The 26,862-nt window shown below is 70.2% G+C and carries 30 protein-coding genes; 11 read left to right on the forward strand and 19 right to left on the reverse strand.

The window, feature by feature from the left end:
* Window positions 1-3: 3 nt before the first annotated feature.
* The 11 genes from OG462_RS26100 to OG462_RS26150 all read right to left on the reverse strand — a co-directional run bounded on the left by OG462_RS26100 (window position 4) and on the right by OG462_RS26150 (window position 10,613).
* Window positions 4-402, reverse strand: a complete 399-nt coding sequence (locus OG462_RS26100) for an ATP-binding protein (RefSeq protein ID WP_406061224.1) — start codon at window positions 400-402, stop codon at window positions 4-6.
* Window positions 403-430: 28 nt separating this feature from the next.
* A complete protein-coding gene (locus OG462_RS26105) occupies window positions 431-1,072 on the reverse strand; it encodes a hypothetical protein (RefSeq protein ID WP_406061226.1) in 642 nt (213 codons plus the stop codon).
* A complete protein-coding gene (locus tag OG462_RS26110) occupies window positions 1,072-2,166 on the reverse strand; it encodes a hypothetical protein (RefSeq protein WP_406061228.1) in 1,095 nt (364 codons plus the stop codon). Before OG462_RS26110 ends, OG462_RS26105 begins: the two co-directional genes overlap by 1 nt.
* A 10-nt stretch (window positions 2,167-2,176) precedes the next feature.
* On the reverse strand, window positions 2,177-3,316 hold the full coding sequence (locus OG462_RS26115) for a hypothetical protein (RefSeq protein ID WP_406061229.1): 1,140 nt from the start codon (window positions 3,314-3,316) through the stop codon (window positions 2,177-2,179).
* 32 nt (window positions 3,317-3,348) lie between these two features.
* Window positions 3,349-4,536: a hypothetical protein gene (locus tag OG462_RS26120; protein ID WP_406061231.1), complete on the reverse strand. Its 1,188-nt coding sequence runs from the start codon at window positions 4,534-4,536 to the stop codon at window positions 3,349-3,351.
* 34 nt (window positions 4,537-4,570) lie between these two features.
* Window positions 4,571-5,761 carry a hypothetical protein gene (locus tag OG462_RS26125; protein ID WP_406061233.1) on the reverse strand — a complete coding sequence of 397 codons (1,191 nt, stop codon included), beginning with the start codon at window positions 5,759-5,761 and terminating at the stop codon, window positions 4,571-4,573.
* 168 nt (window positions 5,762-5,929) lie between these two features.
* A complete protein-coding gene (locus OG462_RS26130; RefSeq protein WP_406061235.1) occupies window positions 5,930-6,853 on the reverse strand; it encodes a phage distal tail protein in 924 nt (307 codons plus the stop codon).
* A 61-nt stretch (window positions 6,854-6,914) separates the two neighbouring features.
* The gene (locus OG462_RS26135; protein ID WP_406061237.1) at window positions 6,915-8,171 is read right to left on the reverse strand and encodes a tape-measure protein; all 1,257 of its coding nucleotides are present in this window, start codon (window positions 8,169-8,171) and stop codon (window positions 6,915-6,917) included.
* Window positions 8,168-9,376, reverse strand: coding sequence for a phage tail protein (locus OG462_RS26140; RefSeq protein WP_406061239.1), 1,209 nt, complete (start codon window positions 9,374-9,376; stop codon window positions 8,168-8,170). Before OG462_RS26140 ends, OG462_RS26135 begins: the two co-directional genes overlap by 4 nt.
* Window positions 9,377-9,407: 31 nt before the next feature.
* Window positions 9,408-10,307 (reverse strand): hypothetical protein, encoded by a 900-nt coding sequence (locus OG462_RS26145; RefSeq protein ID WP_406061241.1) that lies wholly within the window; start codon window positions 10,305-10,307, stop codon window positions 9,408-9,410.
* 93 nt (window positions 10,308-10,400) lie between these two features.
* Window positions 10,401-10,613, reverse strand: a complete 213-nt coding sequence (locus tag OG462_RS26150; RefSeq protein ID WP_406061243.1) for a hypothetical protein — start codon at window positions 10,611-10,613, stop codon at window positions 10,401-10,403.
* Window positions 10,614-10,916: 303 nt separating this feature from the next.
* On the opposite strand from OG462_RS26150, the gene OG462_RS26155 reads away from it, so the two are divergent.
* Window positions 10,917-11,681, forward strand: coding sequence for a hypothetical protein (locus OG462_RS26155; protein ID WP_406061245.1), 765 nt, complete (start codon window positions 10,917-10,919; stop codon window positions 11,679-11,681).
* A 27-nt stretch (window positions 11,682-11,708) separates the two neighbouring features.
* Here OG462_RS26155 and OG462_RS26160 read toward each other — a convergent pair whose 3' ends face one another.
* The 4 genes from OG462_RS26160 to OG462_RS26175 all read right to left on the reverse strand — a co-directional run bounded on the left by OG462_RS26160 (window position 11,709) and on the right by OG462_RS26175 (window position 13,681).
* Window positions 11,709-11,927, reverse strand: coding sequence for a hypothetical protein (locus OG462_RS26160; protein WP_406061247.1), 219 nt, complete (start codon window positions 11,925-11,927; stop codon window positions 11,709-11,711).
* Between the two features lie 215 nt (window positions 11,928-12,142).
* A complete protein-coding gene (locus OG462_RS26165) occupies window positions 12,143-12,433 on the reverse strand; it encodes a hypothetical protein (RefSeq protein ID WP_406061249.1) in 291 nt (96 codons plus the stop codon).
* 95 nt (window positions 12,434-12,528) lie between these two features.
* On the reverse strand, window positions 12,529-13,140 hold the full coding sequence (locus tag OG462_RS26170; RefSeq protein ID WP_187623348.1) for a phage tail protein: 612 nt from the start codon (window positions 13,138-13,140) through the stop codon (window positions 12,529-12,531).
* A 130-nt stretch (window positions 13,141-13,270) separates the two neighbouring features.
* On the reverse strand, window positions 13,271-13,681 hold the full coding sequence (locus OG462_RS26175) for a hypothetical protein (RefSeq protein ID WP_189831632.1): 411 nt from the start codon (window positions 13,679-13,681) through the stop codon (window positions 13,271-13,273).
* Window positions 13,682-13,979: 298 nt separating this feature from the next.
* Here OG462_RS26175 and OG462_RS26180 point away from each other — a divergent pair, with 298 nt between their 5' ends.
* Entirely contained in the window at window positions 13,980-14,804 is an 825-nt protein-coding gene (locus OG462_RS26180) for a hypothetical protein (RefSeq protein WP_406061251.1), read from the forward strand.
* Window positions 14,805-14,863: 59 nt separating this feature from the next.
* Here the strand turns inward: OG462_RS26180 and OG462_RS26185 are convergent, their stop codons facing one another.
* The 3 genes from OG462_RS26185 to OG462_RS26195 are packed head-to-tail and all read right to left on the reverse strand — an operon-like array spanning window position 14,864 to window position 16,153.
* Window positions 14,864-15,067: a hypothetical protein gene (locus OG462_RS26185; RefSeq protein WP_266895406.1), complete on the reverse strand. Its 204-nt coding sequence runs from the start codon at window positions 15,065-15,067 to the stop codon at window positions 14,864-14,866.
* Window positions 15,061-15,837: a hypothetical protein gene (locus OG462_RS26190; RefSeq protein WP_406061253.1), complete on the reverse strand. Its 777-nt coding sequence runs from the start codon at window positions 15,835-15,837 to the stop codon at window positions 15,061-15,063. The genes OG462_RS26185 and OG462_RS26190 overlap by 7 nt, the downstream gene beginning before the upstream one ends.
* Complete coding sequence (locus OG462_RS26195; protein WP_406061255.1) at window positions 15,830-16,153, reverse strand: WhiB family transcriptional regulator; 324 nt, start codon at window positions 16,151-16,153, stop codon at window positions 15,830-15,832. The genes OG462_RS26190 and OG462_RS26195 overlap by 8 nt, the downstream gene beginning before the upstream one ends.
* A gap of 210 nt (window positions 16,154-16,363) precedes the next feature.
* Between OG462_RS26195 and OG462_RS26200 the strand changes: the two genes are divergently transcribed.
* The 5 genes from OG462_RS26200 to tuf all read left to right on the forward strand — a co-directional run bounded on the left by OG462_RS26200 (window position 16,364) and on the right by tuf (window position 21,512).
* A complete protein-coding gene (locus OG462_RS26200) occupies window positions 16,364-16,813 on the forward strand; it encodes a helix-turn-helix domain-containing protein (RefSeq protein ID WP_406061257.1) in 450 nt (149 codons plus the stop codon).
* A 340-nt stretch (window positions 16,814-17,153) separates the two neighbouring features.
* Window positions 17,154-17,525: a 30S ribosomal protein S12 gene (rpsL, locus tag OG462_RS26205; protein ID WP_003948652.1), complete on the forward strand. Its 372-nt coding sequence runs from the start codon at window positions 17,154-17,156 to the stop codon at window positions 17,523-17,525.
* Window positions 17,526-17,527: 2 nt separating this feature from the next.
* Window positions 17,528-17,998, forward strand: coding sequence for a 30S ribosomal protein S7 (gene rpsG / locus OG462_RS26210; protein ID WP_014154599.1), 471 nt, complete (start codon window positions 17,528-17,530; stop codon window positions 17,996-17,998).
* A gap of 39 nt (window positions 17,999-18,037) precedes the next feature.
* Window positions 18,038-20,167, forward strand: a complete 2,130-nt coding sequence (fusA, locus tag OG462_RS26215) for an elongation factor G (RefSeq protein ID WP_406061261.1) — start codon at window positions 18,038-18,040, stop codon at window positions 20,165-20,167.
* Window positions 20,168-20,318: 151 nt separating this feature from the next.
* Window positions 20,319-21,512 carry an elongation factor Tu gene (gene tuf, locus OG462_RS26220; protein ID WP_406061263.1) on the forward strand — a complete coding sequence of 398 codons (1,194 nt, stop codon included), beginning with the start codon at window positions 20,319-20,321 and terminating at the stop codon, window positions 21,510-21,512.
* A 144-nt stretch (window positions 21,513-21,656) separates the two neighbouring features.
* Here the strand turns inward: tuf and OG462_RS26225 are convergent, their stop codons facing one another.
* Entirely contained in the window at window positions 21,657-23,636 is a 1,980-nt protein-coding gene (locus OG462_RS26225) for a PIG-L family deacetylase (protein WP_406061264.1), read from the reverse strand.
* A 212-nt stretch (window positions 23,637-23,848) separates the two neighbouring features.
* Here OG462_RS26225 and OG462_RS26230 point away from each other — a divergent pair, with 212 nt between their 5' ends.
* The 4 genes from OG462_RS26230 (at window position 23,849) to rplC (ending at window position 26,860) form a co-directional block, all read left to right on the forward strand.
* On the forward strand, window positions 23,849-24,211 hold the full coding sequence (locus OG462_RS26230; protein ID WP_406061266.1) for a YciI family protein: 363 nt from the start codon (window positions 23,849-23,851) through the stop codon (window positions 24,209-24,211).
* Window positions 24,208-25,449 (forward strand): RNA polymerase sigma factor, encoded by a 1,242-nt coding sequence (locus OG462_RS26235; RefSeq protein ID WP_406061267.1) that lies wholly within the window; start codon window positions 24,208-24,210, stop codon window positions 25,447-25,449. The genes OG462_RS26230 and OG462_RS26235 overlap by 4 nt, the downstream gene beginning before the upstream one ends.
* A gap of 446 nt (window positions 25,450-25,895) precedes the next feature.
* Window positions 25,896-26,204 (forward strand): 30S ribosomal protein S10, encoded by a 309-nt coding sequence (gene rpsJ, locus OG462_RS26240; protein WP_003948644.1) that lies wholly within the window; start codon window positions 25,896-25,898, stop codon window positions 26,202-26,204.
* 11 nt (window positions 26,205-26,215) lie between these two features.
* Window positions 26,216-26,860: a 50S ribosomal protein L3 gene (gene rplC, locus OG462_RS26245; RefSeq protein WP_024755405.1), complete on the forward strand. Its 645-nt coding sequence runs from the start codon at window positions 26,216-26,218 to the stop codon at window positions 26,858-26,860.
* Window positions 26,861-26,862 lie beyond the last annotated feature (2 nt).

A 26,862-nucleotide genomic window follows, 5' to 3' on the forward strand; every position in this document is an offset into this window, starting at 1 on the left:
CGGTTACGGCTCCGGCGTGGGTGCCGGTTCCGGTTCGGGGGCGGCCGGGGCCCAGCGGGCACACAGCGTGGCGTTGGCCAGCCGGCGGGTCTCGAAGTCGGTGAGCGAGGCCTCGACGGCCCGCTGGACGGCGGTCGGGTCGGGCACGGCCGGGTTGCCGGGCGGCGGGTTGACGGTGACCTGGCCGTAGCCGCGCAGGAAGGCGCCGTTCTCGCCGGACTCGCTGATCTGGGCGGTGACGTACACGGCCGGGTACTCGCCGGTCATCGGGTCGCGCTCCAGGGGGCCGCCGAGGGTGTTGTCGTACAGACGGACGGCGATCGCGTGGCCGTTCTCGGCGACGGTGCCGCGGCCCGCGTAGTCGATGGCCAGGCCCCAGGGGTGGTTCGGGTCGGGGATCATGGTGGCTCCTCTCAGGGGGTGGGGCGGGTCAGGTCTGGCGGCCGTACATCAGGGTCGGTTTGGCGTAGACCGTGCCGGAGGCGCTGGTGACGATGCCGTGGAGTTCCACGGTCATGTCCTTGCCGAAGTTGGCCTGCATGTCGGGGGTGGCCAGGTCGGTGTGGTCGAAGGTGGTGCCGGCGGCGACGGTCGTGCCGAACTGGACGCCGTTGACCATCACCCGGATCTGGCCGGTCGCCCCGCTGGAGACCCGGGTGGCGACGCGCAGCCGCAGCTTGGGCTGCCAGATCGGGTTCTGCGAGTGGGCGATCGTGGTCCAGGCGGTGGCGCTGGTGGCGGGCCAGTTCGCGGAGGCCCAGTCCTGCGGAGGGAGCATCGGCAGCCAGGGCCGGGCGAGACCGCCGGTGAGGATGTCGTCCGAGAGGATCTCGTGGCCGTAGGCGTCGTTGACCCGCAGGACCGGCTTGGAGGAGCCCGGGCCGCTGCTGTTGATCTGGGCGAGGGTGACGGAGGTCGTCGGGTCGTCGGGGTCGGGCTGCCGGCGCACGGTGAGCGAGCCGTTGACGACCTCGGTGATCGGCGGGCGGGTGTTCACCGCGGTGGACAGGGCCTGGATCCGGCGCTCCATCTGGATGAGCCGGTCGATGATGTCCTCGGGCAGCTGGGCCATCAGGCCTCCTCAAGGCTGAGCTCGGCGGTGTCGGGGCGGCCGCGCTCCGGCGGCCGGAACTTGACGCCGATGATCCGGTAGCGGGCGTCGAGCCCCTGGGGGTGCCACTCGTCGGTGATCCGGATCCTGGCGGTACGGCCGAGGAGCGCGGGCGGGACGATGCCGCCGAGGCGGATGCTGATCTCGGGGATCAGCACGGAGCCGCTCGCCGCGGTCACCTGCGCGAGGGCCAGCGAGTTGAGCGTGGCGACGTCGCTGATGTCGTTGTGGTCGGAGGACAGGTCGACCAGCGGCCATCCCGCGTGGTCCGGGCTGAGCCTCACCTCGGAGCAGGTGGGCCGGGACTCGGCGGCGGCGTTGGTGTTGGTCGAGGCGCCGCGCGCCACGGCGGCGGTGCCGCCCCGGGTCGCGTCGTCGGGGAACGAGTAGCTGAGGATGGTGCCGGGCCGGTCGAAGACCATGTCGGTCGCGCCGGTGCGGATCTTGGGCCAGCCGAGCCGCAGTTGGCGGACGCGGGTGCCGTCGATCGGGTCGCGGTAGACCAGGATCTGGTACTCGAAGCCGTTCTCCTGGGAGGCGAGCTGGTCGAGTGCCTCCTGGTAGACGGTCTCGTCGCCGAACCGCCAGGACGCCGTCCGCAGGACCGGGGACTCCTCGGGGCCGGGCAGGATTTTGCTCGAACCGAGGCCTGCCGAGAGGTCGCTCCAGAGCTCCCGGGCGATGGCGAGCTGATCGGTCGGCTGGGTGAACGTGATCGGCCTGCGGATGCGGCGCCGGGTCGCGTACGAGTCGAACGTGGCGGCCTGGATGCCGAGGGTCATCACCCCCCGGTCGCTGCTCTGCAGGTTCGTCGTCCAGACGATGCCGCCCCACCACAGGTCGCCGCCGCGCTCCAGGTAGACCGCGGTGCGGCCGGCCCGGACCTTGTGGGCGCGCTCGGCGATGGTCCGGTCGGGGAGGGGGATGGTGCCGGACAGGGAGCCTGCCCTGCCGATGTAGTCGTCGCACTGGACGTCCCGCAGCGGCAGGATGTCGAGCGTCGTGTCGGTCAGCAGATCGCAGAAGATCGCCCGGTAGGGCGTGTCGAGTGTCATCGGGGGGACCTCACAGCACGTAGGTGGCGGAGACGCGGAGGTTTCGGCCGGCCGCGAGAGCCCCGTTCGGCGACCAGGTGCGCAGCACCACTTGTCCGTTGGGCCAGAACACGGCGCCGCCGGAGGCGAAGCCGTCGCAGGCGGCCGTCTCCATGTCCAGGGCGGGGCGCCAGCCGACGGGCACCGTGAGCAGGAGCTCGTCGGTGATGTTGCCCGCGCTGTTGGCGCTGATGTCGGGGCCGTTGCGGGTGACCAGGGCGGTGACGGTGGCGAGGCCGCGGGTCCGGCGGCCGGCGAAGGCGAGCAGCGTCCAGCCGGGCAGCGCGGTCGCGCCGGTCGTGGTGGACTCCACCTCGACCGGCGGCTGGTAGTTGGCCCACGCGCTGCCGTTCCAGCGCTGGAGCACGCCCGCGTTGTCCCGGAACTGGCCGGTGTATCCGCCGGTCGTGAGCGTCGTCCCGGTGGGGATGACGCCGCCGACCTCCTTCGGGTAGGCGACCCAGGAGGTGCCGTCCCAGCGCTGGAGGTAGTGGGAGTTGTCGTTGTCCTGGTACTGGCCCGGGTAGGAGCCCGGCACACCGGAGTTGTTGTAGACGGGCAGGATGCCGCCGACGCCGGCGAGCGTGGTGCGCAGGTCGGTGAGGGCGCCGTTCGCCCACTCGATGCCGCCGGTTCCGGCCGAGGCTCCCTGCTTCACCCTGATCAGGTAGAGGGGGAGGGAGAGCGGGGGTGTGGCCGGGGCGACCGGCTGCGCCTTCGGCTCGCCCCGCACGATCTCCAGGGCCGCTTCGCTCCTGGTGAGGCCGTCGAACTCGTCGTCGTACACGCGCAGGACGACGAGGTCGAGGCGCGGGTTGACCGGGTCGCCGTCCTGGAAGGCGAGGACGGCGTCCTCGTCGAGGGTGACGGGGTAGGCGCCCTGGTTGCCCGCTCCCTGGATGATCGCCCGCCCGTGGTGGACGATCGCGGTCATCGGGCCGCTGGAGGTCATCGAGAGGCCGCCGACCCGGTACTTGCCGTCGATCGAGCCGGGCAGGATGCCGGAGCGGGAGGCGAGCGGGGTGACGGGCGTGGTGGCGCCGAGGGCCGTGAGACGGGTCGTGACGCGGGTCTGCCCGGTGGGCGGGAGCCAGCCGCTGCGCAGTGCCATGCGTTTCTCCTGTCGGGTGGGTGGGGCCTGCGTCAGGCCTGCGGGTCGACGCGGATGAAGGTGTTGTCGAACCCGGCCTTGATGCCGAGGGTGTTGGCGAGGATCTTGAAGTAGGCGGTGAACGTGTAGCTCACGCCCGGGGTGAGACCCGACAGGCGCCGCATGGTGGAGACCGGGATCAGGGTGTCGTTCGCGCACTGCAGCGACCACTCGTCGCTGAGGTCGTCGACGACCGTCGTTCCCTGGGTGAGCTTGAGCGCCATGTACGCGTAGTGGTCCGCGCGCGACTTCATCCGGGCGCCGAACGTGACGAGGACGGACTTCGACGGCGGGGCGACGAAGGTCAGCGCGAGCGGGTTCGTGGCGCGTGCCGCGAGCGTCGAGGTGTACGTGCTCGACGCGGTGTCGCCGAAGTCGGCGCTGTCGTTGAAGAGCGGCCCCGGCACCGCCGGCGCCCACACGGAACCGTTCCAGCGCTGGAGCTGGCCGAGCGCCGAGTCCCGGTACTGGCCGGTGTAGCTGGCGGGCGTGGTGGAGGCGGAGTTCGGGATGACGCCGCCCAGCGCGGACGGGTACGACACCCAGGCGCCGCCGTCCCAGCGCTGGAGCGCGCCGCCGGAGTCCTGGTACTGCCCCGGGTAGGCGCCCGGCAGGACCGGGCCCTCGACGGGCAGGATGCCGCCGAGCGCGACGACGGGGGTGCGCAGGTCCTTGAGCGAGGAGGACCACGGGATGCCGCCGTTGCCCGCGCTGACACCGGCCGGGACGAGCACCTCGTACAGCGGGAGGCTGCGCGGCGGGACCGCCGGGGCCTGCGGGGTCTGCCCCGGGACGCCCTGGATGATCTCGATCTTCGCCTCGTTGCGGTTCGAGGAGTCGTAGAGGTTGTCGTAGATCTTCACGACGAGCAGGTCGATCCGGCCGTACTGGGCGTCGCCCGGCGCGAAGGTGACCGCTTCGGACGTCGGCATGGTCACCGGGTAGACGCCCTGGGAGATCTCGCCCTGGACGACGGCCCGGCCCTCGGAGACGGTCGCGGTCATCGCCGAGGAACCGTAGGTCCAGAAGCCGGCCATCCGGTACAGGCCGTCGTAGGAGCCGGGCAGGACGCCGGAGCGGACCTGGACGGGGTTGGTCAGGGTGGTGACACCGGTCTGGGTGAGGCGGGTGTCCTCGCGGGTCTGGCCGGTCTCGGCGACCCAGCTGCTGCGCAGGTTCATGGGGTTTCTCCGATCGAAGGTGAGGGCGAGGGGGTCAGGACTTGATCCACTCGGCGGAGAGGTTGCCGGCGTAGCCCGAGCCGCCGAGGGTCTTCACCGCCACGCCGTGGGTCTGGTAGGCGGCGACCTGGAGGGTGCTGCCCGCGTTGAGCTTGATCAGGCCCTGGCCGCCGACCACGACGGCGCCGTCGCCGGCCGGAGTCAGCCAGGTGCAGCGCGGTACGCCGACGCTGTCGACCAGGAGCCGGGCGCCGCGCATGCCGGCTGCGGAGTCCCCGGACCACACGACGTGCGCGGAGACGCGCCACCAGCCGGCCCGCGGGACGCGGTAGAAGGAGCTGCCGGACCAGCCCGCCGCGTCGTCGACGTCGACGGTCTGGAAGCCGAGCGTGTACCAGGTGTTGGGCGGGACGGTCGCCTGCGCCGTCTGCGAGACGCTGAACAGGATCGACGCCTTGCCCTCGACGTACTGCCAGGCCGTGCCGTCCCAGCGCTGCAGCACGCCCGCGTTGTCCCGGTACTGGCCGGTGTAACTGCCCGTGGTCACCGTGCCGTTGGGTGCGATGCCGCCGAGGGGCTTCGCGTACGACACCCAGGTCGTGCCGTCCCAGCGCTGGAAGAGGCCGGCGGCGTCCCGGTACTGGCCGACGTAGGCGCCCTTGAAGCCGCTGGTGGGCAGGATGCCGCCGAGGGCGACCACCGGCCAGTGCATGGTGGTGACATCGGTGGTGATCCACTGGACACCGCCGGTGCCGGCGGACGTGCCCTTCCGCACCAGGACCGTGTACAGCGGGATCGTGCTGCCGGGGCCGCTCGCCGGGGCGGTGGGGGAGGCCGCGGGCGCGCCCTTCACCAGACGGACCACCGCCTCGGTGACGCCCGTACGGTCGTACGCGTCGTCCACCACGGCCAGCTCGATCAGGTCGATCCGGTCGTACTGCGGGTCGCCGTCCGGGACGGTGAGGATCTCCGGCGCGGTGACGGCGACGAGGTAGGAGCCCTGGGCGGTGTCCTTGCCCTGGACGATCGCGCGACCGGTGCCGATCGTGCACGTCATGGGCGTCGAGCCGGTGAGGACGAAGCCGCCGGGCACGATGCCGGGCCGGGAGCGCAGCGGCGTCTCCTCGGGGCTCTGCCCGCTGGGGGTGAGCAGGGCGGCGAGGGTGAGACGGGTGTCCTCGCGGGTCTGGCCGGTGGGCTGGAGCCAAGCGGCGCGTACGGTCATGGGGTCACCTCTCCGAGAAGGGGGTCGTGGCGTCGGGGGAAGGAACGGTTCGGCGACCGGTCACCGTGCGGTGCCCGGTCGCCAAATGGGGTCACCGGTCAACGGTCGGCGGCCGGTCGCCGGGCGGTCACGGTCACCGGTCGGCGGCCGGTCGCCATGCGGTCACGGTCACCATTCGGCGCTGCGCCAGCGGACCGTCATCAGCGCGTCCTCGGTCGCCTCGTCGGGCCGGAAGGACAGCTCCGTGCGGCCGGGGTCCAGGACGAAGAGCTCCTCCGGGCCGGAGTCGGCCATCGCGGTGTGCAGCCGGGAGGCCGAGTTGTTCAGCAGGACCGTGCCCGCGCGCGTGTCGATGACGAGCTCGTCGCCCGCGGCCAGGTCGATCGCGTACCGCAGCCGGCGCCGGCTGGTCCGCTCGGTGACGGTCGGCATGGAGCACGGACCGCGGAAGACGATCACCGGGTGCGCCGGGGCGGAACCGTGGTTCTCGACGACGGCGTCACCCGTGCTCTTCGCCTGGCCCCAGCTGAGCGGCCAGGTCAGCGGCCAGGTGAGGCCCGACTCCGGCTGCGGGGGATTGGCGGTCGCGAGCTGCTCGTTGACGACGTACCGGCGCGGGTCGGCGGCCAGCCACTGGATCGACATGCGCGAGCTGCCCTGGGTGGCGTAGCCCTGGTCGGCGGGGACCACGCGCTGCGCGATCCGGGCGCGCACGGTGAGCATCTCGCCGTGCAGCCGGACGGTGAGCCACCGTTCCTCGTCGAGCAGGGCGAGCGACTGCCGCAGCGCGCGGATCGCGTCGGTGGCCCCGTTCCACTCCGGCATCAGCACGATCGTGCCGCCGACCTTGCGCGGCTTGGCGTACCGGGAACCCGGCCAGGCGCCGTGCGAGGTCGGCCGGTCGGCGTCGGCGGAGTCGTACTCGGGCAGGTCCTCCCAGCCCGACAGGCCGGACTTGTCGACGGCGAAGGGGGTGCCGGGCCCGATGAGAAGCCCGGCCCACTGCATCTGCCCGTCCTGGGTGATGAGTGAGCCGGGCGCGAGGTCGGCGGTGAAGTTGCTTCCGGCGTAGGGGGTCGTGGTCTCGGCCATGGGGCCGTCACCTCACTTCGGATGGGGCGCTCACTTCGGATGGGTGTCAGGAGTGGCGCGGTCAGGCATGGGCGGTCGCGAGGAAGAGGAGGTCCTCGGCGGTCGACCGGGGGCCGGCGCCGGGCTCCTCGTGGAAGTCCCGGATGCGGTGCGGCGGTCGGGGCGTCTCGGTGAGCGCCGGGATGCGGCGGTTCTCCAGCTGCGCGAGCGAGTCGATGCGGTAGTCGTCCGCGGAGCCGGGGGAGACGATGCCGCCCTCGGCGAGCAGGGGGAGCTTGTCGAGTTCGACGCCGAACTTCTTGCCGGTGAGGGGGATCTCGAAGCTGAGCTTGTTGAGGCCGTCGATGATCCAGTTGGCGAAGGCGATCAGGCCGTTGATCGGCCCCTTGACGACGCCGATCACGGCACTGAGGGCACCCTTGACCAGGTCGCCGATGCCGCGCATGGCCTTGCTCACGGCGTCCTTGGCGGTACGGAAGAAGCCGGGCACCTTGTCGGTGACCCAGCGGACGATCGGCTGGACGGCGCTCTTGATGCCGCCGATCGTGCGCGAGGCGATGCCGCGCAGCGCGTTCGTGGCGGAGGAGACGGCGGAGCGGAGCTTGGAGATCCCGCCGATGGCCGCGCCGACGATCTTGAGCGCGGTCTTGAACAAGGTCAGATAGGCCTTGAAGTAGGTGCCCACGGCCTCGCCGAGGAGCTTCATGATCGGCTGGAGGAACTTCCAGATCGCCTGGAAGCCCTTCAGTGCCTGTTGCATGCCCTGCTTGATCAACCGTTGACCGGTCTCGGAGTTGACCGCGAGCTCGATCAGGTACGCCGCGATGGGCACGATCAGGCCGACGAGGAAGCCGAGCGGGTTGGCCCGCATGGCGACGTTGATGCCTGTCATGGCGAGGGAGGCGATGGTCATGACGGTGCCGAAGGTGCCCATGAGCCCGGTGATGACGTCGGTGATGGGCAGCAGCGGCAGCAGGATGCCGAGGATCGCGGCGCCGCCGGTGCCGATCTTCCCCGCGGCGGTACGGGCCTTGCCGGCGGCCGTGCCGATCCGACGGACGCTAGCGGGTGCGGTGGACCGGCGGATCCTGCCGAGGGCGGTCGCGCTTCCGGAGGCGTTCTGGCCGAGGTTCCGGAGGGCGGTGCCGCCCGTGCGCAGGGCGGTGGCGAGGCTGCCGACGCCGCCGTCCGCCCGCCGTACGTCCTGGGTGAACCGCCCCAGGGAGCCGCCCGCGTCGCGGAGCCCCCTTGCCAGGGAGTCCACCGTCGGGACGACCGCCCGGAAGTTCGGCATGCCGCCCAGCGCTACGGCGCTCATGCGCGTGCTCCACGCGCCTTCACGAGGTACATCAGCGCGTCGGCGGTCGCGTGCGGGTCGCTGGTACGGGCCGCGTGGTAGTGCTCGATGTGCAGCCCGCCGCCGGCGCCGACCGCCTGGTTGCCCTGGGCCGCGCGGGCGCGGCGGGCGGTCTGGGCGAGGAGCCGGTCCAGCTTGGAGAGCGGGAGGACGGCCTCGGCCTCGCCGGCCTCGGCGAGGATCGCCGGGACACCGCCGTGGCGGGGCATGACGACACCACCGGTGGCGAGCATCGGGATGGTCGGGATGTTGACGCCGAAGGTCTTGCCGCCGACGACCGGCACCCAGCCGGGGACGCTGACCTTGACCCTGTTCAGGCTGCCGATCATCCCGTTGATCAGGCCGATGACGGCGTTGATCGGGGACTTCACGCCGTCCTTGATTCCGTTGAACGCCCGGGACGCGATGTCCTTGAGGCCGTTCCAGATGGACGACATCTTGTCCTTGACGGCGCTGAAGGCCTTCGGGATCGCGGACTTGATCCAGTTGACCACCGGGGTGATGACGGCCTTGATGCCGTTCCAGACCGTGCTGATCACGGTCTTGATCGCCTTCATGACCGTGGTGATGACCGTCTTCCAGATCTTCACGTAGGTCTTGATGACGGTCGCGACGGCCTTGACGACGGTGGAGATGGCCTTCTTGATGCCGTTCCAGACCGTCTTGATCAGCGATCCGGCCTTCTGCATGATCGGCCCGACGGCCTTCATGACGGAGCTGATCACGGTCTTGATGGCGCTGAACGCCTTCTTCAGGACCGTCTGCATCGTCTTCGAGCGCATCGCCATCTCGACGATCGACTCGATGAGCGGCATGAAGAGTTCGAGCAGGCGGACGAGGAAGTTGCCCTTCATGGACCTGTTGAGCTTGTCCTGGCCCTTGGCCGCCTTGCCTGCGCCGGACTCGTACTTGCCGAGCTTGCCGCCGGCCGACTGCGCGGTGTCGCCGGCCTTCTTCATGGCGCGCTCGGCCTGCTCCGAGGCGGTCTTGAGGTTCTTGAGCTGGGTACCGGAGCCCTGGGCGTTGGTACGGAGCGTCTTGAGCTGACCGGACGCCGACTTACCGGCGTCCCCGACCTTCTTGACCGCGGTGCCGGCGCCGGAGGCCTGCGTCTTGAGGTTGCGCAGGGAGTCGGACGACTTCTTGAGGGCACTGACGAGGGACATGGGTGTACCTCCTTTCGGGGTGGGGTGGGGATCAGCCGGCGGCGATGACGCGTTCGGCGGACTGGGCGGCGGCCTTGAGGCTGTCGAACGCCGTCTTCACGTCGTCCCCGGCCCTGGCGAGCCGCTCGGCGGCCTCGGCGGCGGAGGCGAGACCGCGGGCCTTGGGGAGCTTTCTCGGGTCGAAGCCGCTCTGGGCGGCGACGAGCTTCTCCGTCGCGTCGGCGACCTTCTCGATGTCGGTGGGCTTGGCCGCGGCCACGGCGTCGCTCACCTTGCCGATGCCGGTGGCCGTCTTGGTCATCGCGCGCTCAGACGGCAGCTTGCGGAAGTTGGTGAGGAAGCTCGGGGCTTCCGAGTTGAACTTCTCGATCTTGGGGATCAGCAGCTCGAGCTGCGTCTGCAGGGGGCCGAGGTTCGTGCCCGGGGGGAGGTCGGCGAGGCTGGTGCCGCCGTTGGCGACCCGGCGCTCCCGCGCCTCGATGTCCGTGCGGCTCTGGCGGGTGAGGTCGCCGTTCGCGTCGTAGCCCCGGATCAGGCCGTCGCGGCTGATGAGCTCCTGGATTGATCGGCGGAGGGCTACGAATTTGCCCGACAGGTAGATGGTGAGCGCGCCGATCAGGAGGGCCACCATGCCGCCGACGACGGTCGAACCCCAGTACTTGAAGGCCGTCCCGAAGCCTTCGCCCTCGTACAGCTTCTCGATGCCGGCGGCGATGCCGTCGAGACCGGCGGCTTCGAAGTACTCCGAGACCGGGTTCTTCACGACCTCCTTGTGGATGTCCTCGATCTTCTCCTTGAAGTGCTCCAGGGTGCTGGAGATGGACGCCAGCTGACCCATCACGCTGCCGTGTTCCATGATCTGGCGGATGTGCCCCTGAACGATGGTGATCTTGAGGTCGGCGATCAGGGTGGGGATGTCTGGTTCTGCCATGGTGTACTCCGCTTCCGGCCGGTGACGGCCAAGCGCCGAAAAGCCCCTGCCGGTCCCGGCAGGGGCTCGTTCGTCTGGGGGCAGCGGGCGCGGCTAGGCGTCCTCGTCCCGGCGGGAGCCGCGTCGCACCGTCGCGAGGGCGTCGTTCCAGCCGGCCGCGTACGCGCGGGTCTCGCAGCGGGAGACCTCGGCGTACAGGGTGCCGAGCAACGCTCTCTTGTCGAGGGCGGTGGGTCCGTCGAGGAGCTGGCGGAGGCGGTCCAGGAGAGGGATCTGCGGTCGCGATGCCTCGGCCTGCTGGGTCATGGACGCCTGCCTTCCGGTTGCTTGCCCGTGCGTGCGTGGCGGCGCCGCGGAGTGAGGAGCGGGGGCACCACGTGTTCGAACTCTTGTGCGAACAGAGTGTGGAACATTCGTTCGGTGTTTGTCGAGCGGGAAACGTCTGACGGTGTGTCTTCTAGCCGTTGTCTCGAACGGGTTGGCGACTGATCGGAGCTTCTGTTCGACCGGGTAACCTGGAGGACGCTCTCCGGATCGGACCACCTCGGGGCGCGGGGGGCGCGAGGGGCGCGCGGGGACCCCAGGGGGCTGGGAAGGCAGTACTGACGCATGGAAACGGAGCCGGGAGCCAACCGGCGGGAGCGAGTCGTCGACTGGCTCGCGTCCCACCCCGATCTGCCCCATCTCTTCGCACGCCTCTCCGAGCTCGTCCTGGTCCACGGGTACGCCACCGAAGACCTCGTCGTGATCCCCCGGGCCGAGGTCGACCGCCGGGAGACGGCCGCGTTCACCGCGGGCTGGGCCGAGGCCGTGTCGGACGAACTCCCGCGCATACGACGGGAGTACGAGAAGCGCGTCGCCGACGCCTACACCCAGGGCCAGGGTGACGCGCGTGGAATCCGCCGGCCCGAGCGCCGGATCGACAGCGGACAGGACGGTGCCCGGGTCATCGCACTGCCCTTCGCCCGGCTCCTCGAACCGCCGGCCTCCGTGGTCGAGGCCGAGGAGCGCGTACGCAGAGAACGCGAGCAGTTCGAACAGCGGCCCGAACCGGAACCCGAACACACCTCGGGCCCCGAACCGGGCTCGGACCCCGACGTCCTCGTCACCGCCCAGGAGAGCCGCACCCGCAGGAGCGCCCAGCCGGTACGGAAGGTCGTACGCGGGAAGGGCGGGCGCCCGATCGTGCCGCCGCTCGCCGGGGTACCCGTACAGAACGGTCCGCACGCCGACCGCCGCGAGCAGGACGCCGCCGACCCGGAGCCGCGTCCCGGCAAGGGGCGCCGGGGATCGTTGTCCGAGCGGGCCAAGGCCCTGGAGAAGGAGCTCTCCACCGAGCGAGCACGGGAAGCGCCCCCGGAGTCCGCTCCCTGACGGGAACGGCCTCCGGGGGCCGCGGGGTCACCCGAAGAACCGGGCGAGGGCGTGGGGAGACACCGCCGCGCCCTCCTCGGCACGCGTGCTCCGCCCGTTCTCGTCGGTGCCCGTGCCGTCCGTCCCGTCCTCGTCCCCGTCCGGGACACCTGGTCGGGGAACGGGCGTCGGCGGATCGGGCTGGTCGCCGTCCTCGCCGCCGTTGACGCACATGAACATCCAGTTGGCGACGGCGAGATGGTCCACCGTGGCGGCCAGCAGATGATCGGTGATCGACCACTCGGCGGACTCGCCGTGGAGCTCCCGCTGGACGGCGCTGTCCCGCGGCAGATGCTTGATCAGCGCCAGGACCCGGCGGCTGGAGAGCGTGCCGCGGTGCCAGTCGAGGAGATCGGTGGAGTAGTAGCGGAGGAAGTCCGTCTCAAGGGCCTCGGCGTGTTCGTCGACGAACTCGACGAGGCTCAGTCTTCCCCCAGGCCGAGCCCGGTCTCCTTGCCGTAGGCCTCCAGGATGGCGGCGATGTCCTGCATGGTGATGTCGTGCTGTTCGAATCGGGCGAACTGCTTCTCACCCAGCAGGAGCGCGAGCAGCCCGTCCACGTCGTTGTCGTCGAGCGTGCGCAGCGCCTTGGCCGTCGCACGGCTCAGTTCGGTCGGAAGGGTGTAGCTCTCGCCGTCCAGCTCGAAGGACCAGGCGCGGCCGTGGGCCTCCTGTCGCTGGGCGCGGGCGGCGTTGACGTCGAAACGGGCCATGGTGATGCGTACTCCTTGTTTCGGGTGAAAGAAGGGGAGATCGGGAGAGGGGGCGGGGCGGGACGGATCTCTCCGTCCCGCCCCTGGAGGAGGGATCAGACAGTCGCGGAGTACTGGCTGTCCTTCATGAGGAAGGTCGCCAGCGGCTTGCCGTCGCCCTTGGACATCGCGCTGAAGGTGACGCCCAGCTGGGACGCCGCCTTGCGGGCCAGCTTGATGTCGTCGGTGGCGGTGACCTGACCGCGCGGGATGATGAAGCGGTACTTCACCGCGGTCGTGCCACCGGCCTTGACGTCGGTGAACTCCAGGCCGAGGGCGCGCACGTCGGCGAACGGACGCTCGGCGATCTCGTAGCGGTAGGTGTCGACGGCCGGGGTCGGCTCCGCCTTGACGGCGTCGCCGCCCATGAAGAAGGGCAGCGTGTCCTCGTTGAACTGGAGCAGCGAGAACTTCAGCGAGAGGTCACGGCTCGAGTAGATGTAGTGGACCGGGGAGACCGACTGCCACGAGTCGATGGCCTCCAGCTTGTCCTTCTTCGAGAAGGTGACGCCGTCGCCGGAGGTGAAGCCGAGGTCCTTCCAGCCCGCGCCGGACCAGTCGGCGGCGGAGTCGGTGCCGAAGGTGGCCGGGGCGGAGGTGCCTGCGTCGGCCACGTAGAGCTTGCCGGTGCCGGCGACGCGGATCTCGGCCGAGTTGTTTCCTGCCATGGTGTGTTTCTCCTTGGTGAGAGGGCCGCCGCCCCGGACCTGGGTCCGGGTACGGCAAAGGCCCCGCCGGACGGCGGGGCCTGGTCTGTGGGTGGGGCGAGCCGCTGGGCCGCGTCGTGGGGGTTCGGGTCTAGAACACGCTCAGGGAGAGGCGGATGACGCACAGGTAGCGGTTGGCGCCCCGGTAGAGGTAGTCGGGCAGCCAGCGCGGCCCGTCCTGCTCCTCGACGTCGTGGACGACGTTGTTGGCGCCGATCTGCTTGCCGATCGTGGCGAGCAGGGCCCGGCGGGCGCCGTTGGCGAGGACGTGGGCGGCGTTCTTGGTCGGCCCGTACACCTCGAACTCGATCAGCGGCATGTCGACGTGCAGGTCGCCGATCCAGGCGCCGCCGCGGCGGTTCACCAGGACGGCGGCCTGGGTGCCGTCGAAGCCGGCCGGCGCGTTGACCGCGATGGTCGCGCCGGCCAGGGCCGGGTCGGCCTTGAGGACGTCGACGACCAGCTTCTCGACGTCCGGGAAAGCACTCGGGGGAGTGGTCATGACGGGTTCTCCTCGGGTGAGGGATACGGGGCGGGGTGCCGCCCGGGGCGCTCCGGCGGGAGGGGGTGGGGCGCGGCAGCGCTCCCGGACGGCGAACGGCGAAGCCGCCGCCCGTTGTCCGGGCGCAGCTCCGCCGCTGCACCAACTGTGACAGAGAGCGTGCGCGCACGCAACTAGTTCGGACGAGTCCTTCCGTACGGGCTCCTCGCGCGCTCCCCCATGCCGTCCGTACGTCCTTCCGCACAGGGCTCTCAGGGGCGCCCGATAAGTTGGCGGCCACCGACCGAGGAGCCGCCCCGTGCCCGCCCGCCCCAGCCTTCTGTACGTCACCGACCTCGCCTACCCGGCCCGCGGACGGCGCTACTGCGACGAGGACATCCAGCTCACCGCCCGGCTGCGCGAGGACTTCGACCTGGCGCTCTGTCACCCGCTCGACGCCGCCGCCCTCATGGACGGCTTCGACGCCGTCGTCGTCCGCAACAGCGGCCCGGTCATCGGCTACCGGAAGGAGTACGACGCCTTCCGCGAGCGGGCCCTGGCCCGCGGCACCCGCGTCTACAACCCGCTCCACGGCCGCGGCGACATGGCGGGCAAGCAGTACCTGCTCGACCTCACCGCCACCGGCCACCCCGTCATCCCCACCGTCGACCGGCCCGAGGACCTCCACCGGCTGCCCCACGCCGCCGAGTACGCGGTCAAGCCCAAGGCCGGAGCCGACTCCATAGGGCTGCGCTTCCTGGCGTACGAGGAACTCGCCGGCCTCGCGTACGACGACGTTCTCGTCCAGCCGCGCATCGACTTCCGCTACGAGGTCTCCTTCTACTTCGTCGACGACCTCTTCCAGTACGCCCTCCACGCCCCCGACCCCGACCGCCGCTGGGTCCTGGAGCCGTACGAGCCCACCGGGGACGACCTCGCCTTCGCCCGCCGCTTCGTCGACTGGAACACCCTCGACCACGGCATCCAGCGCGTGGACGCCTGCCGCGCCCCCGGCGGCGAGCTGCTCCTGGTCGAACTGGAGGACCTCAACCCCTATCTCTCCCTGGACCGCGTCCCCGAGGAGACCCGCGACCGCTTCGTCGCCGCCCTCACGGACTCGCTCCACCGCTTCCTGGCGGCATGAGAAAGCGCCCCCCGTCCTTCCTGGACGGGGGGCGCTTCTCGTACGAGTGCGAGGGGGAGTCAGGCGGTGCGGGGACGGCGGCGGGCGACGCGCTCGGCGGCGAACACGTCCTCCAGGCGGAAGAGCTGCGCCCGGCCCGCCTTGCCGGCGGCCCGCAGATGACCGAGCTGGACCCACTTGCGGATGGTCGCGGGGGCGACGCCCGCCTCCTCGGCGGCGAGCGGTCCCGGGATCAGGGCCGGCAGGGCGAGCGAGCTCAGCACGAGGTCTCCTCCGTGTCGTCGGTCGTGGTGGTGCCCGTGGTCGTGCCCGTCGTCGTGTCCATCGCCGCCCCGATCTCCTCGGTACGGGCTCCGGAGGCGGCCGCGAGGTCCGCCCACTCCCGCTCCGGCCACAGGTGCCGGTAGGCGGGGTCGTCCTGACAGCCGCACACCTCGTCCGTGCAGACACAGGCCGGGTTCACACAGAGCACCGCGCGCCGGTCGGGGAAGGCCCGCAGCGACACCGAGTCGCACCAGGGGCAGCGGCCCGACACCCGGACCACCGTCTCCGAGTCGCCCAGCGTCCGGGCGCAGCGCCGGGCCATCCGGCGGATCTCGTCCCGCACGTGCCGGGCCAGGTCGGGTTCGGCGGCGATCGTGTCGAGCAGCCCGACCACCCGCCGGAGCCGGTCGATCACCCCGGCGCGGGGCGGCCGGGGCAGTGCGAGCCGGGCGCACACCGCCTCCTCCAACTCCACCACCCCGTCGGTGATGTCGCGGATCGCGTCGGAGACGTGCAGCCGGATCGGGGCGGCGCCGTGGCCGGGGACGGCGAGCCCGTGCCGCTGCTGGAGGAGCAGTGCCTCGCGGCGCTCCTCGCGGATCTGCTCGTCACGGCCCGCGGGGGAGGGGGCCGGGGCGCTCCCGGCGGGGCCGCGGCGGCCGGGCGCGAGCTCTTCGGCGAGCTCGGGGAACTGGCGTACGAGGGAGGCGGTCCAGAGTGCGATGTCGCGCACCACGAGCTCGACGGTGGCACCGGCGCGGTCAGCCACGGCGGCCGCTCCGGGCGAGCGTCGGGGTGAGGGCGACGGCCTTCGCCACGCGGGCGGCGTCCGCCGGACGCCCGTTGCGCCAGAGGCGGCCCGCGCAGACGCCGTCGAAGTAGCTCTCGGCGGGGGCCACCGCCGTCTCGCACTCGCGGCGGACGGGGCAGTCGGCGCAGGCGCGCAGCGCCGGGGCCGCCTCCTTGGCGCGTCGGGCGAAGACGACGGACGGGGAGAGGCCGGCACACGCGGCGGTGGCCTGCCAGGGGGTGGGGTCGGGCTGGAACAAGAGGTTCTCCACGGTCCGGGGCGCCCCGAACTCCATGGGGCCGATGGGGCCGTTGGGGCTCGGGGGGCCGACGAGTGCGGCGGCGAGCCAGACTTACATGTTGCGTGCGAGCGCGCAACAACTTTGTGGGGCACTCCTGGAGTCACCTTCATCGTTTCGACACGTTGCGTACCCGAAACCAGGTAATTCCGTGCGCGCAAGCACGCTAGAGTTGCACGCCTGGAGGAGTGGAGTGAGGAGCTGTACATGACCACTCGTGGGCTGGACGAGTTCGCAGGCTGGGTCGAAGGCCTGATGCGACAGCGTGGCTACGACATCGACAGCCCGCGCGGCGGCGGCAAGTCGCGGATCGCGGACGAGGCCGGGGTGCACCGGGCCGCCGTGACGCGCCTGCTGCAGCGGCAGAGCATGCCCGACCTGGAGACCATGCGCAGGATCGCCCCGCTGCTGGGCGTCTCGGTGCGCGACATGCTGATCCGGTCCGGTCGCGTGACCCCCGAGGAGCTCCCGATGGCGGCGGATCTGCTGCCGCCGAGCGACTGGCAGCCCTCGATGGAGGACTTCGCGCGCTGGCTGGGGGTGCCCGACGAGCGCATGGGCGTCTTCGTCAGGGTCGTGAACCAGTTCCTGGAGCCCGACACGGAGGGGGAGGAGTCCGCCGAGACCCCCGAACCCCGCCGCACCGCCCGGGACTGACCCCGGGCCCGACGGGGACCGACCCCGGTCCCCGCCCGGGACCGGCCCCGGTCCCGACGTGATCTTGCCTGGTCCCGGCCTTCGTCGGCCGGGACCAGGTGCGCGTGGCCATTTGTTTTGACCGGAGTCCATGCGATAGGTACGCTCAAGCCTTGTGCCTGGGGTGTGCCTGGGCTCGCGTGCGTGTCCTCAACCGCAAGGCGAGTCATATATCGGCCACCGTGATCCGCGCCTCTTCCGCTTCGGCGGAGAGGTTCGCGCGATTCGACACACCCGACCGCGTGGGTCGGCGAATGTTCCAGGTTAGTTTCACCGACGGCACACAGAAACCGGAGAAGTAGTGCCTACGATCCAGCAGCTGGTCCGGAAGGGCCGGCAGGACAAGGTCGAGAAGAACAAGACGCCCGCACTCGAGGGTTCCCCTCAGCGTCGCGGCGTCTGCACGCGTGTGTTCACGACCACCCCGAAGAAGCCGAACTCGGCGCTCCGTAAGGTCGCGCGTGTGCGTCTGACCTCCGGCATCGAGGTCACGGCCTACATCCCGGGTGAGGGTCACAACCTGCAGGAGCACTCCATCGTGCTCGTGCGTGGTGGCCGTGTGAAGGACCTTCCGGGTGTTCGCTACAAGATCATCCGCGGTTCCCTCGACACGCAGGGCGTCAAGAACCGTAAGCAGGCTCGCAGCCGCTACGGCGCCAAGAAGGAGAAGTAAGAATGCCTCGTAAGGGCCCCGCCCCGAAGCGCCCGGTCATCATCGACCCGGTCTACAGCTCTCCTCTTGTCACCTCGCTGATCAACAAGATCCTGCTGGACGGCAAGCGCTCCACCGCCGAGCGCATCGTCTACGGCGCCATGGAAGGCCTCCGCGAGAAGACCGGCGCTGACCCGGTCATCACGCTGAAGCGCGCGCTTGAGAACGTCAAGCCCTCGCTCGAGGTCAAGTCCCGCCGTGTCGGTGGCGCCACCTACCAGGTGCCGATCGAGGTCAAGCCCGGTCGCGCCGCGACCCTGTCGCTGCGCTGGATCGTGGGCTACTCCCGCGCCCGTCGCGAGAAGACCATGACCGAGCGCCTCATGAACGAGCTGCTCGACGCCTCCAACGGTCTTGGCGCTGCCGTCAAGAAGCGCGAGGACACGCACAAGATGGCCGAGTCCAACAAGGCCTTCGCGCACTACCGCTGGTAGTCCGAACCCACATCGAGACCGAGAGAAGATTGAGCCGATATGGCTACCACTTCGCTTGACCTTGCCAAGGTGCGCAACATCGGCATCATGGCTCACATCGACGCGGGCAAGACGACCACCACCGAGCGGATCCTGTTCTACACCGGCGTTTCGTACAAGATCGGTGAAGTCCACGACGGCGCTGCCACGATGGACTGGATGGAGCAGGAGCAGGAGCGCGGCATCACGATCACGTCTGCCGCGACGACCTGCCACTGGCCGCTCGAGAATGTCGATCACACGATCAACATCATCGACACGCCGGGTCACGTCGACTTCACCGTCGAGGTGGAGCGTTCGCTGCGCGTGCTCGACGGTGCTGTCACCGTGTTCGACGGTGTGGCCGGCGTCGAGCCCCAGTCCGAGACTGTCTGGCGTCAGGCGGACCGCTACGGCGTGCCGCGCATCTGCTTCGTCAACAAGCTCGACCGTACGGGTGCCGAGTTCCTCCGCTGCGTCGACATGATCGTGGAGCGCCTCGGCGCCGTCCCGATCGTCATGCAGCTGCCCATCGGCTCCGAGATGGACTTCCAGGGCGTTGTCGACCTGGTCCGCATGAAGGCGCTTGTCTGGTCCGCCGAGGCCAGCAAGGGTGAGATGTACGACGTCGTCGACATCCCGGCCTCGCACACCGAGCTCGCCGAAGAATGGCGCGCGAAGCTGGTCGAGACCGTCGCGGAGAACGACGAGGAGCTCATGGAGCTCTTCCTCGAGGGCGTCGAGCCCACCGAGGAGCAGCTGTACGCCGCCGTCCGTCGCATCACCATTGCCTCCGGCAAGGGTGGCGGCGAGAAGACGATCACCCCCGTCTTCTGTGGCACCGCGTTCAAGAACAAGGGCGTTCAGCCCCTGCTCGACGCTGTCGTCCGTTACCTGCCGTCGCCCCTGGACGTCGAGGCCATCGAGGGCCACGACGTCAAGGACGCCGAGCTTGTCGTCAAGCGCAAGCCGTCCGACGACGAGCCGCTGTCGGCCCTCGCGTTCAAGATCGCGAGCGACCCGCACCTCGGCAAGCTCACCTTCGTCCGGATCTACTCCGGTCGCCTGGAGGCCGGCACCGCGGTGCTGAACTCCGTCAAGGGCAAGAAGGAGCGCATCGGCAAGATCTACCGCATGCACGCGAACAAGCGTGAGGAGATCGACTCGGTGGGCGCCGGCGACATCGTCGCCGTCATGGGCCTCAAGCAGACCACCACCGGTGAGACGCTGTGTGACGACAAGAACCCGGTCATCCTGGAGTCCATGGACTTCCCGGCGCCGGTCATTCAGGTCGCCATCGAGCCCAAGTCCAAGGGTGACCAGGAGAAGCTGGGTGTTGCCATCCAGCGTCTCGCGGAGGAGGACCCCTCCTTCCAGGTGCACTCGGACGAGGAGACCGGCCAGACCATCATCGGTGGTATGGGCGAGCTTCACCTCGACATCCTCGTCGACCGTATGCGTCGCGAGTTCAAGGTCGAGGCGAACGTCGGCAAGCCGCAGGTCGCTTACCGCGAGACGATCCGCAAGACCGTCGAGCGCGTGGACTACACCCACAAGAAGCAGACCGGTGGTACCGGTCAGTTCGCCAAGGTGCAGATCGCGATCGAGCCGATCACCGAGGGCGACGCCTCGTACGAGTTCGTGAACAAGGTCACCGGTGGCCGCATCCCGAAGGAGTACATCCCTTCGGTCGACGCGGGTGCGCAGGAGGCCATGCAGTTCGGCATCCTGGCCGGCTACGAGATGACTGGCGTCCGCGTCATCCTTCTCGACGGTGGCTACCACGAGGTCGACTCCTCCGAGCTCGCGTTCAAGATCGCCGGTTCGCAGGCCTTCAAGGAGGCCGCGCGCAAGGCTTCGCCGGTCATCCTCGAGCCCATGATGTCCGTCGAGGTCACCACGCCCGAGGACTACATGGGTGAGGTCATCGGCGACATCAACTCCCGCCGTGGTCAGATTCAGGCCATGGAGGAGCGCAGCGGCGCTCGCGTCGTGAAGGGCCTCGTGCCCCTTTCGGAGATGTTCGGCTACGTCGGCGACCTCCGCAGCAAGACCTCGGGTCGCGCAAGCTACTCGATGCAGTTCGACTCCTACGCCGAGGTTCCGCGGAACGTCGCCGAGGAGATCATCGCGAAGGCCAAGGGCGAGTAACTCTTCCGAGTTCACGCTTTAGGCTTGACACCAGTCGCCGGGGCTCAGCCCCCGAAACCCGAGGGATCGGGCCCCGGCGGATGGCATCCCAGCAAAGATCACCTGGCGCCGATGAAGCAAGGCGTACAGAACCACTCCGCAGGAGGATTCAGTGGCGAAGGCAAAGTTCGAGCGGACTAAGCCGCACGTCAACATCGGCACCATCGGTCACATTGACCACGGTAAGACGACCCTCACGGCCGCCATTACCAAGGTGCTGCACGACGCGTACCCGGACCTGAACGAGGCCTCGGCCTTCGACCAGATCGACAAGGCTCCCGAGGAGCGCCAGCGCGGTATCACGATCTCGATCGCGCACGTCGAGTACCAGACGGAGTCGCGTCACTACGCGCACGTCGACTGCCCGGGTCACGCTGACTACATCAAGAACATGATCACGGGTGCCGCGCAGATGGACGGCGCGATCCTCGTGGTTGCCGCCACCGACGGCCCGATGCCGCAGACCAAGGAGCACGTGCTCCTGGCCCGCCAGGTCGGCGTTCCGTACATCGTCGTCGCCCTGAACAAGGCCGACATGGTGGACGACGAGGAGATCCTGGAGCTCGTCGAGCTCGAGGTGCGTGAGCTCCTCTCCGAGTACGACTTCCCGGGCGACGACCTTCCGGTCGTCCGCGTCTCGGCGCTCAAGGCGCTCGAGGGTGACAAGGACTGGGCGGACAAGCTCCTCGGCCTGATGAAGGCTGTCGACGAGTCCATCCCGCAGCCTGAGCGCGAGGTCGACAAGCCGTTCCTGATGCCGATCGAGGACGTCTTCACGATCACCGGTCGTGGCACCGTCGTCACCGGTCGTATCGAGCGCGGTATCCTCAAGGTCAACGAGACCGTCGACATCATCGGCATCAAGACCGAGAAGACCACCACCACGGTCACCGGTATCGAGATGTTCCGCAAGCTGCTCGACGAGGGCCAGGCCGGTGAGAACGTCGGTCTGCTCCTCCGTGGCATCAAGCGCGAGGATGTCGAGCGCGGCCAGGTCATCATCAAGCCGGGTTCGGTCACGCCGCACACGAACTTCGAGGCCCAGGCCTACATCCTGTCGAAGGACGAGGGTGGCCGTCACACCCCGTTCTTCAACAACTACCGCCCGCAGTTCTACTTCCGTACCACGGACGTGACCGGCGTCGTGACCCTCCCCGAGGGCACCGAGATGGTCATGCCGGGCGACAACACCGCCATGAGCGTTGAGCTGATCCAGCCCATCGCCATGGAGGAGGGCCTCAAGTTCGCCATCCGTGAGGGTGGCCGGACCGTCGGCGCCGGCCAGGTCGTCAAGATCACTGCCTGATCTCTGATCTGACCTGGTAGCTCCACGAGCTGCAGCAGAAGGCCCCGCACCTTTCGGTGCGGGGCCTTCTCGCGTTCCCGAGCGTTTTCCGAGCGCTTCCCGAGCGCTTCCGAGTCTTCCGGGCGCTCGACCGGCGTCGGTTCCTTACGGCCGCCAGCTCCAGGGGTGCCCGTCCGCGCCGAGGCCCACCACGGTCGTCCCGCCCGCGCCCAGGTGCAGCGCCGCCGACACCGCCGGCGCTTCCGCCGTACGGCTCCGCACCCGGTCACCGGCCCGCACCCGCACCCGGCCCTCCGCATCCGTGCCCAGGAGTACGGTCCCCAGCGCCGCGGAGCGCGCGGCGACCACACCCCCGTACCCGTCCAGACCGGCGTCGCCGCTCGGCCCGAGGAGCTCCTCGGCCGCCGGCCGCCGGTAGTACAGCTCGCCCCCGGCCGACGCCACCGTGGATCCGGAGAGCGGCAGCGTCTCCGACTGCTCCTCCCCGTCCACCCAGTGCCGTACGGACTCCCGCCCCGCGGCGTGGAGGTGCACCCGGCCCGCCGCGTCGAGCGATACGGCGAGACCGTCCTGGACCTCCGCCGTCCCGGGGAGCGTCCGCCACGGGCCCCAGGACCCGTCCGCCGCCCGCACCCGGGTCGAGACGCCCTTGTCCGCGTTCCGTACGAAGAGGTGGACCCGGCCGTCGGGGGCCGCGACGGCCACCGGGGCACCGACCCGGCGTCCCCGGTCGTCCGTGCGCTCCGGATTCCCGAGCCCGTTCCAGGCCAGGAACGGGCCGCCGGGGGAGCGCTGCTCCAGGAGCACCAGCTCGCGCCGGTTCGGCCCGCCGTGTCCGTCGATCGCGGAGAACCGCACGCCGAAGAGCAGCACCCGGCCGTCGCCGAGCACGGCCGAGCCGAGCGCGGGCGCGAGCGGGCCACCGCCGAGATCCGTCGGCTCGCCCCAGACGCCGGGCGCCGTCTCCCGCCAGCGGACCGCGAGCAGGCCGAGCACCCCGTACGCGGCGAGGCGGCCGTCCGGCTCCTCGGCGAGCGCGGGGCCCGCGGTCGGCCAGCGGTGGTGGGTGGAGCGCACCCAGCCCTTGCGGTTGGTGAGCGGCCGTTCGCCGCCGACGCCGTAGTCGCCGCAGCCCGAGGGGTTCCCGCACTCCCAGGACGGGTCCCCGCCGTACGGGACGAGGCGGGCGGCCTTCTCCTGGAGGACCCGGGGAGGGAGGTTCTTGGGCCAGTGCCGGTTGTAGTAGCCGCGGAAGGCGGTCGCGGTGAACGCCGGTATCGGGTTGCCGTCCCGGACTGCGTCCGCGACCCAGCGGCTCAGCGCTGCCCAGGTGAAGCAGGCGACCGCCGTGTGGTCCCCGTGGTCCGAGTAGCCGGGCTGCTCGGAGTCCCGGCCGCGGGTGGCCTCGTCGCTGAGCTGGATGTCCGGGTCCGGGTCCAGGGTGTGCACCAGCGTGGGCCGGTAGCGGCGGAGCAGTCCGACGAGGACGTCGACCAGCCGGTCGTAGTCATAGGTGTCCGAGCGGGTGACGGGCGAACCGGCCGACAGATGGGTCCGCAGCTCCAGGGCGCGGTCGTGCCAGAGCGCGGGCAGGGCCATGTACCGCCGGTTCGTGTGCATCGGCAGGTTGAGGAAGACCAGCTCGATCCGGCGCCCGCCGTGGCTGAGGGCGTCGATCTCCGCCCGCCGGCCGCCGGGGAGCGTGAGCACCTCGCGCCGCCAGGGCGTGAACATCGGCAGGCCGAGCGCCGCCGCGTACGACTGGCGGAGCCCCTGGTGACGCGCGGAGGAGTAGGCGGCGCGGTCCGGGGGAGCGTCCGGCATCCCCTTGATCCGGTTCCGGCCGGTGTGCTCGCCGGCGGTCACGTACACGGAGACCAGCGGGATCCCGGCGTCCAGGAGGCGCTGGGTGTCGGGGTTCATGAAGTACAGGTCGTCGTCCGGGTGTGCCGCGAACTGCAGGAGCAGCGCCCGCCGGGTCCGCGCGGAGGCGATCGGCTTGCCGGGCGCGGGATCGACGGTCGGTGCGGTCCTGCGCGGCTCCGGCACGGAACATCCGGCGACGGCCGAGGTGACGGCGAGGGCCGCGGCGAGAACCGTCCGCCGGCGGGGTGCTGTGGTCACGTACGCGGTCCGTCCCCTCGGGTCCTTCGGTCCTCTGTAAGACGGATATCCGGCACTCGAGGTTGTGTGCGGAGAGGCTCCCGCCTGGGAGGATTCATCCGCCGGAAGAAATCTCCGAAAGTCGCTGTCGATCATGTCGAGGACGCGCCACCGGCTCCGACCACGGGGTGACAGCACGCCGCAGGGGCGCGCGGACGGGGAGGACACCCACCATGAAGTACGTCGCGATGATCTACGGCAACCAGGCCAAGTGGGACGCGTTCCCGGCCGAGGCCTGGCCCGGGGCGATCGCCCGGCAGGAGGCCTTCAACAGGAAGTACCGGGAGAGCGGCGAGCTGATCGGCGCGTACGGGCTCGCCGACGCGGCCGCCGCCCAGCTGGTACGCCGCGAGGGCGGCGTCCCCGCGGTCACCGACGGCCCGTACCTGGAGACCAAGGAGTACCTGGCCAGCTTCTACCTGCTCGACTGTGACAGCCCGGAGCGGGCCCGGCAGATCGCCGCGGACATGCCCTTCGCGGACACCGACCCCGTCGAGCTGTGGCCGATCCTGCACGAGTCCGCGGCGGACGTGTGAGCGGCTCCGCCGAGATCGAGGGCCTGCTGCGTGCGTACGCGCCGCAGGTCCTCGGCGCGCTCGTCCGCCGGTACGGCACCTTCGACCTCTGCGAGGACGCCGTCCAGGAGGCCCTGATCGCCGCCGCCCAGCAGTGGCCCGAGGCCGGTGTCCCCGACCACCCGCGCGGCTGGCTGGTCACCGTCGCCACCCGCAGGTTCGTCGACCTGGTGCGCAGCGAGGCCGCCCGCAGGCACCGCGAGGACGCCGTGGCACTCGCCACCCCGGACTCCGAGCTCCTGGCGCGCGCCGCGGACGACGCCCCGGGCAGCGACCGGGACGACTCGCTCTCCCTGCTGTTCCTCTGCTGCCACCCGGAGCTGTCCCCGCCCAGCCGGATCGCGCTCACCCTGCGCGCCGTCGGCGGTCTCACCACCGCGCAGATCGCCGCCGCCTTCCTGGTGCCCGAGTCGACGATGGCGCAGCGCATCAGCCGGGCCAAGCGGACGATCAGGGCGGCGGGCGGCTCGTTCGCGCTCCCGCAGGGGGAGGACCGTACGGCCCGGCTCGCCGAGGTACGGCACGTGCTCTACCTCGTCTTCAACGAGGGATACACGGCGAGCGGCGGCGACGAGCTGACCGTGCCCGAGCTGTCCACGGAGGCGATCCGGCTCGCGCGGCTGCTCCACCGGCTGCTGCCCGAGGACACCGAGACGGCGGGGCTGCTCGCCCTGATGCTGCTGACCGACGCCCGCAGGCCGGCCCGTACGGGTCCGCTCGGAGAACTGGTGCCGCTCGCGGAGCAGGACCGGGGGAGGTGGGACGGCCGGCTCGTCGCGGAGGGTGTGGAGCTGATCAGCCGCGCCCTGCCCCGGGGCCAGGTCGGCCCGTACCAGTTGCAGGCGGCGATCGCCGCCGTCCACGACGAGGCGGAGACCGCCGGGGCCACCGACTGGCCGCAGATCCTCGCGCTCTACGAGCTGCTGGAGCGGACCGCGCCGAACCCGATGGTCACCCTCAACCGTGTGGTGGCCGTCGCGATGGTCCGGGGACCCGCGGCCGGGCTCGCGCTGCTGGACGAGCTGGCGGGGGACGAGCGACTGGCCCGGCATCACCGGCTGCTCGCCACCCGGGCCCATCTGCTCGAACTCCTCGGCGACAAGGTGACCGCGGCGGAGGCCTACCGGGAGGCGGCACGCCGTACGACCAGTGCCCCCGAACGTCGTCATCTCACCGAGCGGGCACGGCGCTTGGGGTGAGGCGGAGGGGGGCGGTCGAGCCCCGCGCGTGCGCCCCGGCGCATGGCCGTACGTGACGTGGGGTACAGTCTTCGCTCCCGATTGGCGGCCGGATGGCCCCGTATGGCAGACTGTCGGGGTTGCTCGGTTGAGTGCCGATGCTGCGCGCCTCCCGTCGGGAGGACCGGAAGCGAGTCCCACAGTACTCGTCGTCCCTTATCAGGGGCGGACGTACGGGAATCTTCTGGGAAGCGTCAGCGGGGTGCAGACCAGGCACCCGGTGGGTGTTTTGCCCCCGGCCTGCGGTCATGGCGATCGTGCCCCCTTGGTTGGGAAATCCTCAGGGATTTCTGCGTAGAGGGAGTGCGACACGCCCGACCGCGTGGGTCGGAGACACGACAACGCTTTTCAGTAAGCGAAGCCGATCGGGTTCCAGAGCGTTACGAGACAAAGGACTACTAGTAGCCATGGCGGGACAGAAGATCCGCATCCGGCTCAAGGCCTACGACCACGAGGTCATCGACTCCTCGGCGAAGAAGATCGTCGAGACGGTGACCCGCACTGGTGCGTCGGTCGCAGGCCCGGTGCCGCTGCCCACTGAGAAGAACGTGTACTGCGTCATCAAGTCGCCGCACAAGTACAAGGACTCGCGCGAGCACTTCGAGATGCGCACGCACAAGCGCCTCATCGACATCCTCGACCCCACGCCGAAGACGGTTGACTCGCTCATGCGTCTCGACCTCCCGGCGGGCGTTGACATCGAGATCAAGCTCTGAGGGCGCGCGAGATGGCTAAGAACATCAAGGGCATCCTGGGCGAGAAGCTCGGCATGACGCAGGTCTGGGACGAGAACAACCGGGTTGTCCCGGTCACCGTCGTCAAGGCCGGCCCCAATGTCGTGACCCAGGTCCGTACGAACGACGTCGACGGCTACGAGTCGGTCCAGATCGCCTTCGGCGAGATCGACCCTCGCAAGGTGAACAAGCCCCTCAAGGGTCACTTCGCCAAGGCCGACGTCACCCCGCGCCGCCACCTGGTGGAGCTCCGTACCGCTGACGCCTCCGAGTACACGCTCGGCCAGGAGATCACCGCTGAGCTCTTCGAGGCCGGCGTGAAGGTCGACGTCACCGGTAAGAGCAAGGGCAAGGGCTTCGCCGGTGTCATGAAGCGCCACAACTTCCGTGGTGGCAAGGCGTCGCACGGTGCCCACCGCGTGCACCGTAAGCCTGGTTCGATCGGTGGCTGCGCCACCCCGGGCCGTGTCTTCAAGGGCATGAAAATGGCCGGTCGCATGGGCAACGAGCGTGTGACCACCCAGAACCTGACCGTCCACGCCGTTGACGCCGAGAAGGGTCTGCTGCTCATCAAGGGCGCCGTCCCCGGCCCTAACGGTGGCCTCGTCCTGGTCCGCACTGCGGCCAAGGGGGTTTGAGG

Source organism: Streptomyces sp. NBC_01077 (assembly GCF_045162855.1).
Taxonomy (GTDB): domain Bacteria; phylum Actinomycetota; class Actinomycetes; order Streptomycetales; family Streptomycetaceae; genus Streptomyces.

Bases quoted from the DNA above. Each gene is read 5' to 3' on its own strand.
- OG462_RS26125 (WP_406061233.1), bottom strand. From the start codon at position 5,761: ATGACCGTACGCGCCGCTTGGCTCCAGCCCACCGGCCAGACCCGCGAG.
- OG462_RS26135 (WP_406061237.1), bottom strand. From the start codon at position 8,171: ATGAGCGCCGTAGCGCTGGGCGGCATGCCGAACTTCCGGGCGGTCGTC.
- OG462_RS26200 (WP_406061257.1), top strand. From the start codon at position 16,364: ATGACCACTCGTGGGCTGGACGAGTTCGCAGGCTGGGTCGAAGGCCTG.
- OG462_RS26155 (WP_406061245.1), top strand. From the start codon at position 10,917: ATGGAAACGGAGCCGGGAGCCAACCGGCGGGAGCGAGTCGTCGACTGG.
- fusA (WP_406061261.1), top strand. From the start codon at position 18,038: ATGGCTACCACTTCGCTTGACCTTGCCAAGGTGCGCAACATCGGCATC.
- OG462_RS26165 (WP_406061249.1), bottom strand. From the start codon at position 12,433: ATGGCCCGTTTCGACGTCAACGCCGCCCGCGCCCAGCGACAGGAGGCC.
- OG462_RS26120 (WP_406061231.1), bottom strand. From the start codon at position 4,536: ATGAACCTGCGCAGCAGCTGGGTCGCCGAGACCGGCCAGACCCGCGAG.
- OG462_RS26145 (WP_406061241.1), bottom strand. From the start codon at position 10,307: ATGGCAGAACCAGACATCCCCACCCTGATCGCCGACCTCAAGATCACC.
- rpsG (WP_014154599.1), top strand. From the start codon at position 17,528: ATGCCTCGTAAGGGCCCCGCCCCGAAGCGCCCGGTCATCATCGACCCG.
- OG462_RS26230 (WP_406061266.1), top strand. From the start codon at position 23,849: ATGAAGTACGTCGCGATGATCTACGGCAACCAGGCCAAGTGGGACGCG.
- rplC (WP_024755405.1), top strand. From the start codon at position 26,216: ATGGCTAAGAACATCAAGGGCATCCTGGGCGAGAAGCTCGGCATGACG.
- OG462_RS26195 (WP_406061255.1), bottom strand. From the start codon at position 16,153: ATGGAGTTCGGGGCGCCCCGGACCGTGGAGAACCTCTTGTTCCAGCCC.
- OG462_RS26110 (WP_406061228.1), bottom strand. From the start codon at position 2,166: ATGACACTCGACACGCCCTACCGGGCGATCTTCTGCGATCTGCTGACC.
- rpsJ (WP_003948644.1), top strand. From the start codon at position 25,896: ATGGCGGGACAGAAGATCCGCATCCGGCTCAAGGCCTACGACCACGAG.
- OG462_RS26170 (WP_187623348.1), bottom strand. From the start codon at position 13,140: ATGGCAGGAAACAACTCGGCCGAGATCCGCGTCGCCGGCACCGGCAAG.
- OG462_RS26100 (WP_406061224.1), bottom strand. From the start codon at position 402: ATGATCCCCGACCCGAACCACCCCTGGGGCCTGGCCATCGACTACGCG.
- OG462_RS26150 (WP_406061243.1), bottom strand. From the start codon at position 10,613: ATGACCCAGCAGGCCGAGGCATCGCGACCGCAGATCCCTCTCCTGGAC.
- OG462_RS26105 (WP_406061226.1), bottom strand. From the start codon at position 1,072: ATGGCCCAGCTGCCCGAGGACATCATCGACCGGCTCATCCAGATGGAG.
- OG462_RS26175 (WP_189831632.1), bottom strand. From the start codon at position 13,681: ATGACCACTCCCCCGAGTGCTTTCCCGGACGTCGAGAAGCTGGTCGTC.
- OG462_RS26140 (WP_406061239.1), bottom strand. From the start codon at position 9,376: ATGTCCCTCGTCAGTGCCCTCAAGAAGTCGTCCGACTCCCTGCGCAAC.
- OG462_RS26130 (WP_406061235.1), bottom strand. From the start codon at position 6,853: ATGGCCGAGACCACGACCCCCTACGCCGGAAGCAACTTCACCGCCGAC.
- OG462_RS26115 (WP_406061229.1), bottom strand. From the start codon at position 3,316: ATGGCACTGCGCAGCGGCTGGCTCCCGCCCACCGGGCAGACCCGCGTC.